Here is a 1,259-nt window from a genome sequence, read left to right as displayed (position 1 = left end):
TCGAGACAACTCGTTGACTTTTCATGGATGTTTCGCTCGTGGCTGAGGTTTTACCACTAAACTACACCCGCATGTTACTATTGTATTCAATTACTTTTAAATGGTGAAAAAATAATGGCGCGCCCTGAGAGATTCGAACTCCCGACCTTTTGATTCGTAGTCAAACACTCTATCCAGCTGAGCTAAGGGCGCAGATAAAAATGGTGCCGAGGGCCGGACTTGAACCGGCACGGTAGTCACCTACCGCAGGATTTTAAGTCCTGTGTGTCTGCCAATTCCACCACCCCGGCACAGGACAACCTTAGAAGTAAGCGGAAGACGGGATTCGAACCCGCGACCCCCACCTTGGCAAGGTGGTGTTCTACCACTGAACTACTTCCGCAATATGGCTGGGCTAGCTGGATTCGAACCAACGCATGACGGAATCAAAATCCGTTGCCTTACCGCTTGGCGATAGCCCATTATTTGCTCTTCATAAGGATATAAAATTAATGGGGCGACTGATGGGAATCGAACCCACGAATGTCGGAACCACAATCCGATGTGTTAACCACTTCACCACAATCGCCACAACTGGTGGAGGGGGACGGATTCGAACCGCCGAACCCTGAGGGAGCGGATTTACAGTCCGCCGCGTTTAGCCACTTCGCTACCCCTCCACAAAAACGAGAGAAAAAATATAATGGCGGTCCGGACGGGACTCGAACCCGCGACCTCCTGCGTGACAGGCAGGCATTCTAACCAACTGAACTACCGGACCATAACTTGTCTAACTGTTATGTAAAATAAATCATAGCAATTACTGTTTTCACTTACTAAAAGCATAATGACGTAGTTGCATAAGTAATTTGGTTGCACCAAAGGCACTACCGTTTTCACTTTCTAGGAGTCTAACAACGTAGATTCGCTCAAGTAATTGGTTGCACCACAGGCACTACTATTTTTACTTGCATAGTAGTTTATTCGACATAATTGCATAAGTAATTTGGTTGCGGGGGACGGATTTGAACCGCCGACCTTCGGGTTATGAGCCCGACGAGCTACCAGACTGCTCCACCCCGCGTCGTTTTAAAGTTTATGGATGATGTTTACTCTAGGATGAGGACATCTTCCTCTTCTCGTTTTTCAAAGAAGTTTATGCGTCAATGTTACTCGGAGATTACTCGTTGATGTAATGCTCGTTGCTCCACCCCGCGTCGTTTTAAAGTTTATGGATGATGTTTACTCTAGGATGAGGACATCTTCCTCTTCTCGTTTTT

Annotated in this window: 8 tRNA genes; all 8 read right to left on the bottom strand. The window is 46.9% G+C overall.

Annotated elements, in window-relative coordinates:
- Nucleotides 1-115: 115 nt before the first annotated feature.
- The 8 genes from PQ479_RS11995 to PQ479_RS11960 all read right to left on the bottom strand — a co-directional run bounded on the left by PQ479_RS11995 (nucleotide 116) and on the right by PQ479_RS11960 (nucleotide 1,063).
- Nucleotides 116-192, bottom strand: a tRNA-Arg gene (locus PQ479_RS11995).
- 9 nt (nucleotides 193-201) lie between these two features.
- Nucleotides 202-290 (bottom strand) — tRNA-Leu (locus PQ479_RS11990).
- Between the two features lie 20 nt (nucleotides 291-310).
- Nucleotides 311-382: transfer RNA gene (locus PQ479_RS11985), tRNA-Gly, on the bottom strand.
- Nucleotides 383-386: 4 nt separating this feature from the next.
- Nucleotides 387-461: transfer RNA gene (locus PQ479_RS11980), tRNA-Gln, on the bottom strand.
- A gap of 31 nt (nucleotides 462-492) precedes the next feature.
- A tRNA-His gene (locus tag PQ479_RS11975) sits at nucleotides 493-568 on the bottom strand.
- A gap of 6 nt (nucleotides 569-574) precedes the next feature.
- Nucleotides 575-659: transfer RNA gene (locus PQ479_RS11970), tRNA-Tyr, on the bottom strand.
- 24 nt (nucleotides 660-683) lie between these two features.
- Nucleotides 684-760 (bottom strand) — tRNA-Asp (locus PQ479_RS11965).
- 226 nt (nucleotides 761-986) lie between these two features.
- Nucleotides 987-1,063, bottom strand: a tRNA-Met gene (locus tag PQ479_RS11960).
- Nucleotides 1,064-1,259 lie beyond the last annotated feature (196 nt).

The sequence above is a fragment of the Alkalihalobacillus pseudalcaliphilus genome (assembly GCF_028610675.1).
Lineage (GTDB): Bacteria > Bacillota > Bacilli > Bacillales > Bacillaceae_D > Alkalihalobacillus > Alkalihalobacillus pseudalcaliphilus.
Note: the sequence above shows the minus strand (reverse complement) of the source record. Positions and strands in the feature narration are given on the sequence as shown.